This is a genomic window from Microbacterium oxydans, assembly GCF_026559675.1.
Lineage (GTDB): Bacteria > Actinomycetota > Actinomycetes > Actinomycetales > Microbacteriaceae > Microbacterium > Microbacterium oxydans_D.
The window spans coordinates 1,608,170-1,619,905 of sequence record NZ_CP092891.1 but is presented as its reverse complement, the minus strand read 5'-3'; the positions used below and the strand labels follow the sequence as shown (position 1 = coordinate 1,619,905).

The window sequence follows — 11,736 nt, the reverse complement described above, 5'->3', positions numbered from 1 at the left end:
GGACGGGGCCGACCGCGTGATCGGTCGGCCCCGTACGGGACAGCAATGTTCGGATTCATCGTCCGCCGCGTGACCGCACTGGTCATCCTCCTGCTCGTCGTGAGCTTCGTGACGTTCGCCCTGTTCCAGATCGGACCCGCAGACCCTGCGGCCGCCGCCTGCGGACAGGAGTGCACCCCTGACCGCATCGCCCAGGCCCGCGTGGCCCTCGGCATGGACAAGCCCTTCCTGGTGCAGTACTTCACCTACCTGAGCGGCTTCTTCGGCGAGCGGCTCATCGGAGCCCCCGGCGCCGAGCAGGTGTGCGCCTGGCCGTGCCTGGGCAAGTCGTTCCAGACCAACGAGAACGTCACCGACGTGATCGTCCGCGCCCTCCCCTACACGATCTCGATCGCCGTCGGCGCCGTCGTGCTGTGGACCGTGGTCGGCGTCGGCCTGGGACTGCTCGCGGCTCTGCGCAAGGGCCGGGCGACCGACAAGCTCATCGTCGGCGCCGCATCCATCGGAGTGTCGCTCCCCGTTCCCGTCACGGGGCTCCTGCTCCTCCTCGTCTTCGTGAGCGTGCTGCACTGGCTGCCGTTCACGAGCAACCAGATCTCCTCCCCGTTCGGCCCTGCCGGACCCGGCGCGTGGTTCACGAACTACCTGCTGCCCTGGGTCGCGCTGGCGATCCTGTTCAGCGCGCAGTACATCCGCATCACGCGCAACAACATGATCGAGACCTTCGGCGAGGACTACATGCGCACCGCCCGCGCGAAGGGGCTGGGCCCCGGTCGGATCACGACCCACGGAGTGCGGGCCGGGATCACCCCGATCATCACCATGCTCGGTCTGGACATCGGCGCCCTCCTGGGCGGTGCCGTCCTGACGGAGCAGATCTTCTCCGTCCCCGGTCTCGGCTTCACCGCGGTGCGCGCCGCGACATCGGGCGACCTCCCGGTCACCATGGCGATCACGATGCTCGCCGCCTTCTTCATCATCACCGCGAACGTCATCGTCGACCTCGTGTACGCGAGTGTCGACCCGAGAGTGAGGGTCAACTGATGACCACGCCGATCCTCGACATCCGCGACCTGCGGGTGACATTCCCCACCGACGACGGTCTGGTGCATGCCGTGAACGGTATGGACCTGGTCGTGCAGCGCGGCGAGACCGTCGGCATCGTCGGCGAGTCCGGCTCGGGCAAGACCGTGACCAGCCAGACCCTGATGGGGCTTCTGAAGGGCACGAGCGCCGAGGTGACCGGCCGGATCCTGTTCGACGGCACCGATCTGGTGCCGCTGAGCGAGAACGAGATGCGTCCCTACCGTGGTCGCAAGATCGGGATGATCTTCCAGGATCCGCTGTCGGCGATGCACCCGTTCTACACCGTGGGGCGGCAGATCGCCGAGGCGTATCGCGTGCACAACAGGGTGAGCGCGAAGGCCGCGAAGGCCCAGGCGATCGAGATGCTCAACCGCGTGGGCATCCCCGATCCGGTCGCGCGCTACGACTCCTACCCGCATGAGTTCTCGGGCGGCATGCGGCAGCGGGCGATGATCGCGATGGCGCTGATCTGCGAACCGGAACTGCTCATCGCCGACGAGCCCACCACCGCGCTCGACGTCACCGTGCAGGCGCAGATCCTCGACCTGATCGGGTCGCTCCAGGCGGAGACCGGTTCCGCCGTGATCTTCGTCACCCACGATCTGGGCGTCGTCGCCGAGGTCTGCCGCCGCGTCGTGGTCATGTACGGCGGGCAGTGCGTGGAAGAGGCAGAGGTCCACGACCTCTTCTTCCGGACCGCCCACCCCTACGCCCAGGGTCTGCTCTCGTCGATGCCCTCGATGGTGGACGAGGCCGGGCGTCTCACCCCGATCCCCGGCTTCCCGCCCTCCCTGCTCGATCTTCCCCGGGGCTGCCTGTTCGCCGACCGGTGCCCGGTCGCGGCCCTCGTTCCCGACGACAGGTGCCGCACCGAGCGACCCGCCCTGACGATGGTGGGATCAGGGCACCGGGCGCGCTGCCACCTCACGGAGGTCGATGCCCCGACTCCCGCACTCGATCTGCAGGAGGTCGTCCGATGAGTGAGCCGCTGATGAAGGTCGAGGGCCTTGCCAAGCATTTCAGCGTCAGCAAGGGATTCCTGCGCGGATCCTCGCAGGTGAAGGCCGTGGATGGCGTCTCCTTCACCCTCGAGCGCGGCTCGACGCTGGGCCTGGTCGGCGAGTCCGGCTGCGGCAAGTCCACCACCGGGCGGCTGCTGATGCGCCTGCTCAGCCCCACCTCGGGGCGCATCCTGCTGGACGGCGCCGATGTCGCACAGTTGCGGGGCGCCGACCTGCAGCAGTTCCGTCGTCGCGTGCAGATGGTCTTCCAGAACCCCTCGTCGTCGCTGAACCCCCGCCAGAGCGTCGGCGCCGCGATCGCCGCGCCGCTGCAGGCCCAGGGCATCGCCCCCAAGGAGGGCATGAAGAGCCGGGTGGCGGCGCTGATGGACCGCGTGGGGCTCCGGCCGGAGCACTACAACCGCTTCCCCCACGAGTTCTCGGGCGGGCAGAAGCAGCGCGTCGGCATCGCCCGAGCGCTCGCTCTGGAGCCGGACGTGGTGATCTGCGACGAGCCCGTGTCGGCCCTCGACGTGTCGGTGCAGGCGCAGGTCATCAACCTGCTCCAGGACATCCAGGCCGACACCGGCATCTCGTACGTCTTCATCGCTCACGATCTGTCCGTCGTCAAGCACTTCGCCGACGAGGTCGCCGTGATGTACCTCGGACGCATCATGGAGCACGGCACCAGGGACGCGGTGTTCGGCGCTCCACAGCACCCGTACACGCAGTCCCTGCTGTCCTCCGTGCCGAGCCCGGACCCGACGGCCGACCGCAGCCGGCGCATCCGTCTCGTCGGAGATCTCCCCCACCCGTCGAACCCGCCCAGCGGGTGCGTGTTCCGCACGCGCTGCCCCGTGCTCCCGCTCCTCGACGAGGACCGGCGCCGGCAGTGCGAGGAGCAGGTTCCCACCGGTGACGCCGCGTGCCATCATCTCGCTGAAGCCTCCGACCTCGCGTCGCGGCTCGGCTCCCCCGAAGAAAGGAAAGTCCATGCTGATTCGTGACGTGCGCCCCTGGGGCGGCTCCGCCTCCGATGTCCTGATCGAGGACGGGCGCATCACCCGGATCCGTCCCCACGAGGAGACCCCCATCGCGAGCGACGACATCGATGGGCGCGGGCGGCTCCTGCTGCCGTCCTTCAGCGACGTCCATGTGCATCTCGACTCGACGCGGATCGGTCTGCCGTTCCGCGAGCACACCGGGGCCCCTGGCGTCTGGGGCATGATGATGAACGACCGCGAGAACTGGCGTTCGGCGGAGATCGACCTCCCCACGCGCGTGGCCGGCACCCTCGAGCGGATGATCGCTCGCGGCACGACCCGCGTCCGCTCCTACGCGCAGGTCGACGTCGACTGCAAGCTGGAGAAGTTCGACGCCGTCATGGCCGCGAAGGAGAGGTTCGCCGCGCACGCCGACGTGCAGGTCATGACCTTCCCGCAGGCCGGCATCCTCCGCGAGGAGGGCACCGTCGAATACCTGGAGGAGTCTCTCAAGCAGGGCGCCGACGTGATCGGCGGCATCGACCCCTCCCAGCTCGACCGCGATCCCGCCAAGCACCTCGACATCGTGTTCGGCCTCGCCGAGAAGTACCAGGTCGAGGTCGACATCCACCTGCACGAGCCCGGCGCACTCGGGGTCTTCAGCACCGAGCTCGTGATGGAGCGCACGCGCGCGCTCGGGATGCAGGGCAAGGTGACGATGTCGCACGCCTACGAGCTCGGCTCGGTGAACGAGGCCACCAGCCGACGCCTGATCGAGGAGTTCGCCGAGCTGGACATCTCGATGGCGACGGTCGCCCCGTCCACCAGCAACCACTTGTCGCTCGTGCAGCTCGTCGATGCGGGTGTGCGGATCGGACTCGGTCAGGACGGTCAGCGCGACTACTGGAGCCCCTACGGCAACGCCGACATGCTCGACCGCACGTGGCAGCTCGCGTTCACGAACGGCTTCCGCCGTGACGACCACATCGAGATGGCGCTCGCGGTCGCGACGATGGGCGGAGCGAGCATCATGTCGCACACCTCGCCGCGCCTGGCCGGCGTCGCCGATCGGCCCGGCCTCGCCGTCGGAGACCGGGCGGACCTGCTCCTGGTCGACGGAGAGACACCCACGAGCGCGGTGATGGACCGAGGCACCGACCGACTCGTCATCCACGACGGCCGTGTGGTCGCCGATGGTCTTCGTGTCCTCGCCCTCTGAGCATCGAGGCAGCGAGGTCCGCGACCGAGTGGTGGGGCTCGGCGCAGCCCTGCTGATCGGACTCAATCTGCGCCCGGCGATCACCTCGGTCGCCGCTCTGCTCGAACCGACGAGAGTGGCGTTCGACCTGGCTCCGGTGCAGCTGAACCTGCTGGCGACGCTGCCGGTCATCGCGTTCGGCATGAGCGCCCCGATCGGGCCCCTGCTCGCTCGACGGCTCGGTGTGACCAGGGCGCTGATCTGGACCATGGCGGCTCTGGCGGGCGCCCTCGCGCTCCGGGTCGTCATCCCCGGCGGGATGCTTCCCGGAACGTTCCTCGCCGGGGTATCGATCATGGCCGCGGGCACGCTGCTTCCGCAGTATCTGAAGTCCCTCCGTGCGGGCGGCCTCTGGATCGGACTGAGCAGCATGTCCTTCAGCGCGGGTGCCGCGCTGGGAGCGGGACTCACCGTGCCGCTGAGCACAGCGGCCGGTGGACCCGCCGTGGCGCTCGGGCTGTGGGCCGTCCCCGCGCTGATCGCGACGGGGGCCATGATCGGCGTGGCGCTGCGATCGGAGGCGCCTTCGCCCTCGACGTCGCGGATGACGCTGTCCCGATCCTCACGACCGACCGTCGCTCTCGTCACGGCGATGTTCGGCCTTCAGGCGATGCTGTTCTTCGCCGTGGCGTCGTGGCTCCCCCGCATCCTCGGCGATCGCGGCGTGGATGCGCAGACCGCGGGCTGGCTGCTCGCCCTGACCAGCATCGCCGGTCTCGGCCCGACGCTGGTCGCGCCGATCCTCGCTCGACGCCACCGGGTGCTGCGCTGGTTCGGTCCGGGGCTCGGCGTCGTGATGTTCGCGGCGTTCGCCTGGCTCGCCTCCGGCGACGAGTCGTACGTGGGGATCGCCATCGTGCTCGGCGCCGTCCAGAGTGCGACCTTCGGGCTCTCCCTCGCGCTCATCGTGATGCTCGCCGCGAACGAAGCCTCCGCGGGGATGCTGTCAGCCGTCGCGCAGGGTGTCGGCTATGCCTTCGCCGGCGCAGGGAGTCTCCTCGTCGGCGTCCTGCACGATCTCACCGGGGGGTGGACCGCGAGTCTCGTCCTCATGATGGTGTGCGCCGCAGCGCTCACGCTCGTCGTGGGTCTCGTCATCCGCTGCCACCCGGTCGATCTGCAGGTGCAGACGGCCCTGCCGGCTCTCCCCCGGACATGACGAAGGCCGCCCCACACCGTGGGGCGGCCTTCTCAAGAATGTTCTGCGCGATTGAACGCAGGATCGCCTTGCTTATCGACGCAGGCCGAGACGCTCGATGAGCGAACGGTAGCGGTTGATGTCGATGTCCTGCAGGTAACCCAGCAGGCGACGGCGCTGACCGACGAGGAGGAACAGACCACGACGCGAGTGGTGGTCGTGCTTGTGCTCCTTCAGGTGCTCGGTGAGGTCCTTGATGCGCTGCGTCAGCATTGCGACCTGCACCTCGGGGGATCCGGTGTCACCGGGGTGCGTCGCGTACTCTTCGATGATCGCCTTCTTGACGTCTGCTTCCAGTGCCATAGATTCGATCCCCTCTCTGCTTGTTGCGCGGCGCCCGACGCCTGATACGTGGGCTCTCTTTATCCGCGGCCGATCGAACGGCAACCTGACGAGTCTACCAGCCGGCGACCCCCTCGGGCGACACGGGCGCCGCCGATGCCCGGCCCGATTCAACTAGGCTCGAAAGGTGCTGAAGAAGATCGACGAGTGAGTGCGCGCCGCGGTCATCTGATCGACCTCACCCCGCTCAAGACCAGCCCCGCCTTCGCCCGGATGTGGATCGGGTCCACCCTCGCCGGCATCGGCGGGCAGCTCACGATCGTCACGGTGATGCTGCACGTCTTCGCGCTGACGCAGAGCACCTTCGCGGTGTCGATGATCGCGGTCGCCGGGCTCGTGCCGATGATCCTCGCCGGGCTGTACGGCGGCATGCTCGCCGATGCGTTCGACCGGCGCAGGGTGGCCCTGATCGCGGCCACGATCACCTTCGCATCGACCGCGCTGCTCGCCGCCCTCACCTGGACGGGCACCGAGACCATCTGGTGGCTGTACGCCCTGAGCATGATCAACTCGGCCGCCAACTCGGTCGGCATGGCCACGCGCACCGCCATCGTCCCCCGCCTCATCCCCCGCGAGAAACTGGCGGCGGCCTCGGCCCTGAACGGGGTGGCCTTCGGACTCACCGTGATGGCGGGCCCCGCACTGGCCGGACTCCTGGTCGCGCTCACGGGCTACGGCTGGACCTACACGATCGACGTCGTGCTGATGCTGTCCATGTTCCTCGGGCTGTGGACGCTCCCCGCCCTGCGGCCCGAGGGCGACGTCGTGCGCCCCGGCCTCGAGTCCCTGGTCGACGGCTGGCGATTCCTGCGCAGGGCCGGCAACATCCGGATGCAGTACATCATCGACATCATCGCGATGACGTTCGGGCAGCCGCTCGTCCTCTTCCCCGCTCTCGGCACGGTGCTCCTCGGCGGCGGAGCACTCACGACCGGGATCCTCACCGCGGCGGTCGCGGTGGGCACCTTCTCCTCGAGCCTGTTCTCCGGTCGCGTGGTGCACTACCGCTGGCACGGCCGCGGCATCGCCCGTGCGGTCGAGGCGTACGGGGCATCGATCCTGCTGTTCGGCGTCGTCCTCCTGATCGGCGCGTTCTCCTCGCCGGCGAGCGAGGAGCTTCCGCACGTCGGGCTGATCATCGCCGCCTGCGTCGCCCTGGCCCTGTCCGGAGCCTCGGACAACGTGAGCTCGATCTACCGCAACACGATGATGCAGGCGGCGGTGCCCGATGCGATGCGGGGGCGCCTGCAGGGACTGTTCATCGTGGTGGTCGCCGGCGGTCCGCGCGTCGGCGCCCTGTACGCCGGCACCCTCGCGACGCTGACCAGCCTGTGGTTCCCTCCCCTGCTCGGCGGTGTCCTGGTGATCGCCCTGGTCGCGATGCTCTCCCGCCGCAACCGTCGATTCCACGACTACGACGCAGAGAACCCCGAGCCCTGAGGGGCCCGGGGTCCGGAAGACGACCTGCGGAGGGTCAGTCCTGCTGCAGAGCGCCCTGCAGGTCGAGGCTGATCGTGATGTCCTTGCCCACGAGCACGCCGCCGGTCTCCAGCGCCGCGTTCCAGGTGAGGCCGAAGTCCTCACGGTTGATCACGGTCTTGGCCGACGCGCCGGCCTTGTAGTTGCCGTACGGGTCGGTGCCGAACCCGCCGAAGTCGAGCTCGAAGCTCACCGGCTTGGTGATGCCGCGGATGGTGAGGTCTCCGTCGACGAAGAGGTCGTCGCCCTTGACGCGCGCGCCCGTGGAGACGAACTCCATGGTCGGGAAGTTCTCGGTGTCGAAGAAGTCGGCCGAACGCAGGTGCGCGTCGCGGCCCTCGTCGTTGGTGTCGATGGAGGTCACGTCGACGCTCGCCTCCACCTTGGTGTCGAGCGGGTTCTCGGGAGCGATGAGCGTGGCGCTCTTGACGCCGAACGTGCCGCGCACCTTCGAGATCATCATGTGGCGGACGCTGAAGGTCACCTCGCTGTGCGAAGGGTCGAGGACCCAGGTGCCGGGACGGTAGCCGGGGATTTCGATGCTGGTCATGGGTTCTCCTTCAGAGACATCTGCCGCTGGCGCGGCGTCGGACAGGGGCCGCGGAGGACGCGACTCCTGTGACAACTTACATTCACCTGCATGTATTCCCCGGAATGGAGAACTTTTCCCGACACGCACGAAGCGCCCCACCCCCGAGGGGGAAGGGCGCCTCGTGAAGCGGCTCGGACTCAGCCGACGGCGACGAGATCGATGATGAAGATCAGCGTCTTGCCGGAGAGGAAGTGACCGCCGCCGACCGGGCCGTACGCCAGGTGCGGAGGGATGATCAGCTCACGACGGCCGCCGACCTTCATGCCCGGGATGCCGTCCTGCCAGCCCTGGATCAGGCCGCGCAGGGGGAACTGGATGGTCTCGCCGCGGCCCCAGGAGGAGTCGAACTCCTCGCCGGAGTCGAACTCGACACCCGCGTAGTGGACCGTGACGGTGTCGCCGGGCTTCGCCTCGGCGCCGTCACCCTCGATGATGTCGCGGATGACGAGCTCCGAGGGAGCGGGGGCGCTGGGGGCATCGAACTCAGGCTTTGTGCGATCAGTCATGCCTCCATCAAACCCGAGGCCCCCGGACGGGGTCAACGCGAACGCACCTGCTCACAGCGAACACTTCGACAAGCTCAGCGCGGGCACGTCGACGAGCTCCGTGCGGGCACTTCGACAAGCTCAGTGCGGGCACTTCGACAAGCTCAGTGCGGGCACTTCGACGAGCTCGACGCAGGCGCACCGGCAAGAGGCTCTTGACACTCGTCAGGGGGCGGGTGCACCCTGATTACAGATCAACTCAGCGCCCGGGAGACTCGCAGGCATCGCCGCAGCACCGGGCGCTGAGTCTTGTCACCGGCAGGTTCCGGCTGTCAGCCGACGTAGCCGTCGAGCAGCGCCGCGACCTCGACGGGCCGGCTCAGCATCGCGCAGTGCCCGCCCGGGAGCTCGTCCGCCGTCACACCCAGCCGGTCCCGGGCGAGCTCGCGGAGGAAGGCCGCGGGGAAGAAGCGATCGTCCGTGAACAGGACGAACCTGGTCGGCACAGCCGGCCAGGCCGCCAAAGGCCATGGTGTCTCCATGGCTGCCTGGGAAGGATGCGCGCGCTCCTGTCGCAGCGCCTCGTCCGCCAGCGCCCGGGGGACGTCGTGGTAGAAGCTCACGTAGGGGTCGTCGTTGCCGGTCAGCCCGCCGTCCCGAGCGGCCTGCGCCGCGGCGGCGGCCAGGTAGCCGGAGTCGGCCCACCACGCCTCCGGCGGCTCACCCGGCGTCGGGATCATGCCCGCGACCAGGACGAGGAGGGTTGCGGACAGCCGTTCGGCGACGAGCGGCGCCGTGAACGCGCCGAAGGAATGACCGACCACGACCAGGTCGGGTCGCGTGCCGACCAGCCCCACGACCACGTCGGCGTAGTCGTCGAGCGTCAGCGCATCGTCATCCGCGGGGAGGTCGGGCGCGAACACCTCGTGCCCGCGCGCCCGCAGCTCGGCGGCGACGAGATGCCAGGACCAGCCGACATCCCCACCACCGTGGATCACGACGAAAGCACTCATGCCCACCGCCTTCCCTCCGAGAAGGGTACGCCGTCGTCGACCGCGTCAGTAGGCCAGCAGGGCCGCCCTGGCGGCACGCGTGCGGATCAGCAGCGCCCGCTCGTCCTCGACGGCGAGCGGGTCGCGACCGGTGATCGCACGCTGCCGGACGGCGGCCAAGGCCGTCGCATCCTTGATGAACTCGCGCATGAGCGGACGACGATCCCCGCGCAGCCCGGCCGCCCACGCCAGACCGGCCTTGCGTCCACTCGGTGTCGCGAGCATCGTGACCTCCTCCGGCGTGAACCAGCCGGCACTCGCGTACTCGGCCAGGCGCGCCCGGGTGAGACGCGCCTCCTCGCGCCGCAGCGCGATGATGCCGAGGATGAAGCCCACGAAGAGCGGTACCTGCAGGGTGAAGTAGAGGCCGAAGAAGTCCGCGAACGTGGCGGATCCGTTCCACAGACCATGCAGGAGGATCGCCCCCAGCATGCCCAGCAGACCGGCACCGGTCGCCGACCCCACGGATCCGTGACGACGGGCCACGAGACCGATCGCGAACCCGGTCACCGAGGTGAACATCGCATGCGCGAACGGCGAGAGGATCGCGCGCACGGCGAACGTGACCGTGAGCTGCTCACCGCCGCCCTCGATCAGGCTGACGGCGAAGTACTGGATGTTCTCGGTGAACGCGAACCCCGCACCCACCAGCGCCCCGTAGACGACGCCGTCGACCGGACCGTCGAAGGCGCGTCGGGCGAGCAGGAAGACCAGGAAGACACCGAGGCCCTTCCAGAACTCCTCGACGATGGGCGCCTGCACGACGGCCGTGAAGGCCTCCGACGTCGGACCGATGAGGATCTTCAGCCCCACGTCCACGAGGAGGGTGAGTCCCGCGGCGGCCAGCGCTCCCCAGGCGACGGCGAAGAGCACGAGACGCTTGGGCTCGGGCTCCCAGCGGTCGATGAGCCGGACGCCGAGGAACACGACGGTCAGCGGGATGAGCGCGAGCACCAGGCCGACCACGGACGCGACCAGTCCGAGCGCCCAGCCGAAGTAGCCGATCAGCGCGAGCAGCAGGAACCCGAGGAAGCCGAACAGCCAGAGCGAGATCGTGCGCCCCCGCTTGGTCGGCGTCGGCAGCGCGGGCAGCGACTCCGCGGGCGACGGCGCGACGGGTGCGGGCGGTGTGTAGGGCGTCGGCTGCGCCAGCGCGGACGCGTAGTCCGAACGCGTCGCCCGCGTCGCCCGCGTCGCCGGAGCGGACGGCTGCGGCGCGGCGAAACCCGGCTGCGCGGGCGGCGGCGTGTAGCGAGACGGCTGCTGCGGCGGGGGCGGTCCTCCGGAACTCATAGCCAAAGCTTATGGGGAACAAGACTGAGGCCCGCGGTATGGCTGACTCCTCCACCCGCCGATCACCCGTCACCCGGTAGCGTAGAACCATGCGGTTCGCTCATCTGCGCCGTCCTGACTCACCTGGTGCGGTTCTCGCCGTGGTGCAGGACTCGGACGCCATCCTCGTCTCTGATCTCCTGACCGACGCCCCTGCCACGCTGCAGCAGCTGATCGAGGGCGGCGACGCTCTGCTCGACCGGCTCCGCTCCGCCGTGGCCGAGGGCGCTGCCGCGCGGCACCCGCTCGGCGACTGGGAGTTCTCGTCGGCGGTGCTCGCTCCCCCGGCCGTCCTGGCCGTCGGCCTCAACTACGCCGCGCACTCCAGCGAGCTCGGGTTGAAGACGGATGCCGCGCCCACGGTGTTCACCCTGTGGCCGAACTCGCTGACCGGCCACGAGCAGACCACGTCCTGGCCGCGGAGCCTGAGCGAGGCCGTCGACTACGAGGCCGAGCTCGGCGTGCTCATCGGCACGCCGGCCAAGGACGTCTCCGAGGCGGACGCCCTGTCGCACGTGTGGGGCTACACCGTCGTCAACGACATCACCGCGCGGAACATCCAGTTCTCCGAGGCGCAGTGGTCGCGCTGCAAGTCCTTCGACGGCTTCACCCCGACCGGTCCGTTCGCGGTCACCGCGGACGAGGTCGCCGACCCGCAGGACCTGCACATCTGGGCGGTCGTCGATGGCCACACGGTGCAGGACGCGAGCACCGACCAGATGGTGCGCTCGGTCGCCAAGCTCATCGCGCACCTGTCGCAGTCGCTCACGCTGCTCCCCGGAACGCTCATCTCGACGGGCAGCCCCGGTGGTGCCGGCTACTCCCGCGATCCGCAGATCTTCCTCCGCGACCACTCCACCGTCACGGTGGGCATCGACGGCATCGGCGAGCTCACCACGCACTGCCGGATCACCGACTGATCCGCACG

General features: G+C 69.2%; 12 protein-coding genes. 7 read left to right on the top strand and 5 right to left on the bottom strand.

The features are described from left to right. Positions 1 to 45 precede the first annotated feature (45 nt). Genes MME74_RS07650 through MME74_RS07630 form a run of 5 tightly spaced genes read left to right on the top strand, consistent with a single transcriptional unit; the run spans position 46 to position 5,487 of the window. A complete protein-coding gene (locus MME74_RS07650) occupies positions 46 to 1,044 on the top strand; it encodes an ABC transporter permease (RefSeq protein WP_267418199.1) in 999 nt (332 codons plus the stop codon). Then, positions 1,044 to 2,066: an ABC transporter ATP-binding protein gene (locus MME74_RS07645; protein ID WP_267418197.1), complete on the top strand. Its 1,023-nt coding sequence runs from the start codon at positions 1,044 to 1,046 to the stop codon at positions 2,064 to 2,066. Before MME74_RS07650 ends, MME74_RS07645 begins: the two co-directional genes overlap by 1 nt. Beyond that, entirely contained in the window at positions 2,063 to 3,094 is a 1,032-nt protein-coding gene (locus MME74_RS07640) for an ABC transporter ATP-binding protein (RefSeq protein ID WP_267418195.1), read from the top strand. The genes MME74_RS07645 and MME74_RS07640 overlap by 4 nt, the downstream gene beginning before the upstream one ends. Continuing rightward, the gene (locus tag MME74_RS07635) at positions 3,081 to 4,289 is read left to right on the top strand and encodes an amidohydrolase (protein ID WP_267418193.1); all 1,209 of its coding nucleotides are present in this window, start codon (positions 3,081 to 3,083) and stop codon (positions 4,287 to 4,289) included. The genes MME74_RS07640 and MME74_RS07635 overlap by 14 nt, the downstream gene beginning before the upstream one ends. Continuing rightward, on the top strand, positions 4,273 to 5,487 hold the full coding sequence (locus tag MME74_RS07630) for an MFS transporter (RefSeq protein WP_267418191.1): 1,215 nt from the start codon (positions 4,273 to 4,275) through the stop codon (positions 5,485 to 5,487). The genes MME74_RS07635 and MME74_RS07630 overlap by 17 nt, the downstream gene beginning before the upstream one ends. Positions 5,488 to 5,559: 72 nt before the next feature. On the opposite strand, the gene rpsO is transcribed toward MME74_RS07630, so the two are convergent. Continuing rightward, positions 5,560 to 5,829, bottom strand: a complete 270-nt coding sequence (gene rpsO, locus MME74_RS07625) for a 30S ribosomal protein S15 (RefSeq protein WP_005048780.1) — start codon at positions 5,827 to 5,829, stop codon at positions 5,560 to 5,562. Positions 5,830 to 6,015: 186 nt separating this feature from the next. Here rpsO and MME74_RS07620 point away from each other — a divergent pair, with 186 nt between their 5' ends. Beyond that, complete coding sequence (locus MME74_RS07620) at positions 6,016 to 7,308, top strand: MFS transporter (protein ID WP_267418171.1); 1,293 nt, start codon at positions 6,016 to 6,018, stop codon at positions 7,306 to 7,308. Between the two features lie 34 nt (positions 7,309 to 7,342). Here the strand turns inward: MME74_RS07620 and MME74_RS07615 are convergent, their stop codons facing one another. The 4 genes from MME74_RS07615 to MME74_RS07600 all read right to left on the bottom strand — a co-directional run bounded on the left by MME74_RS07615 (position 7,343) and on the right by MME74_RS07600 (position 10,769). After that, entirely contained in the window at positions 7,343 to 7,897 is a 555-nt protein-coding gene (locus MME74_RS07615) for a YceI family protein (RefSeq protein ID WP_267418170.1), read from the bottom strand. Between the two features lie 179 nt (positions 7,898 to 8,076). Continuing rightward, positions 8,077 to 8,445, bottom strand: a complete 369-nt coding sequence (locus MME74_RS07610) for an FKBP-type peptidyl-prolyl cis-trans isomerase (protein WP_267418169.1) — start codon at positions 8,443 to 8,445, stop codon at positions 8,077 to 8,079. A gap of 311 nt (positions 8,446 to 8,756) precedes the next feature. After that, the gene (locus tag MME74_RS07605) at positions 8,757 to 9,437 is read right to left on the bottom strand and encodes an alpha/beta fold hydrolase (protein WP_267418168.1); all 681 of its coding nucleotides are present in this window, start codon (positions 9,435 to 9,437) and stop codon (positions 8,757 to 8,759) included. Positions 9,438 to 9,482: 45 nt separating this feature from the next. Continuing rightward, complete coding sequence (locus MME74_RS07600) at positions 9,483 to 10,769, bottom strand: PrsW family intramembrane metalloprotease (RefSeq protein ID WP_267418167.1); 1,287 nt, start codon at positions 10,767 to 10,769, stop codon at positions 9,483 to 9,485. Positions 10,770 to 10,858: 89 nt separating this feature from the next. Here MME74_RS07600 and MME74_RS07595 point away from each other — a divergent pair, with 89 nt between their 5' ends. Then, positions 10,859 to 11,728 (top strand): fumarylacetoacetate hydrolase family protein, encoded by an 870-nt coding sequence (locus MME74_RS07595; RefSeq protein WP_267418166.1) that lies wholly within the window; start codon positions 10,859 to 10,861, stop codon positions 11,726 to 11,728. The last annotated feature ends 8 nt before the right edge of the window (positions 11,729 to 11,736 follow it).

Bases quoted from the DNA above. Each gene is read 5' to 3' on its own strand.
- MME74_RS07650 (WP_267418199.1), top strand. From the start codon at position 46: ATGTTCGGATTCATCGTCCGCCGCGTGACCGCACTGGTCATCCTCCTG.
- MME74_RS07645 (WP_267418197.1), top strand. From the start codon at position 1,044: ATGACCACGCCGATCCTCGACATCCGCGACCTGCGGGTGACATTCCCC.
- MME74_RS07640 (WP_267418195.1), top strand. From the start codon at position 2,063: ATGAGTGAGCCGCTGATGAAGGTCGAGGGCCTTGCCAAGCATTTCAGC.
- MME74_RS07635 (WP_267418193.1), top strand. From the start codon at position 3,081: ATGCTGATTCGTGACGTGCGCCCCTGGGGCGGCTCCGCCTCCGATGTC.
- rpsO (WP_005048780.1), bottom strand. From the start codon at position 5,829: ATGGCACTGGAAGCAGACGTCAAGAAGGCGATCATCGAAGAGTACGCG.
- MME74_RS07615 (WP_267418170.1), bottom strand. From the start codon at position 7,897: ATGACCAGCATCGAAATCCCCGGCTACCGTCCCGGCACCTGGGTCCTC.
- MME74_RS07610 (WP_267418169.1), bottom strand. From the start codon at position 8,445: ATGACTGATCGCACAAAGCCTGAGTTCGATGCCCCCAGCGCCCCCGCT.
- MME74_RS07605 (WP_267418168.1), bottom strand. From the start codon at position 9,437: ATGAGTGCTTTCGTCGTGATCCACGGTGGTGGGGATGTCGGCTGGTCC.
- MME74_RS07600 (WP_267418167.1), bottom strand. From the start codon at position 10,769: ATGAGTTCCGGAGGACCGCCCCCGCCGCAGCAGCCGTCTCGCTACACG.
- MME74_RS07595 (WP_267418166.1), top strand. From the start codon at position 10,859: ATGCGGTTCGCTCATCTGCGCCGTCCTGACTCACCTGGTGCGGTTCTC.